General features: G+C 61.8%; 1 protein-coding gene. It reads left to right on the top strand.

The window, feature by feature from the left end:
• Window positions 1-144 precede the first annotated feature (144 nt).
• On the top strand, window positions 145-238 hold a 94-nt coding region (locus tag KVT44_RS56935), incomplete at its 3' end, for a cold-shock protein (RefSeq protein WP_217577167.1).

The following is a 238-nucleotide window of genomic DNA, read 5'->3' as shown; positions in this document are numbered from 1 at the left end:
CCCAAAGTCTTGGAGCGTACTCCCGGTCCGTACGGGTCGGTCGCTCCTGAATTATCCGGAAGTTTTTCCGGATGGGGCAATCATTGCGGCGACGCGGACCCGCACAGTGTGGGTCCACGAGCTTTGCCCCGAAGGAGATTTGACATGGCTACTGGCACCGTGAAGTGGTCCAACGCGGAAAGGGGCTTCGGCTTCATCGAGCAGGACGGCGGCGGCGCCGACGTCTTCGCCCACTACT

Source organism: Streptomyces sp. GbtcB7 (assembly GCF_019091445.1).
Lineage (GTDB): Bacteria > Actinomycetota > Actinomycetes > Streptomycetales > Streptomycetaceae > Streptomyces > Streptomyces mirabilis.
This window is presented reverse-complemented; position numbering and strand designations above follow the sequence as displayed.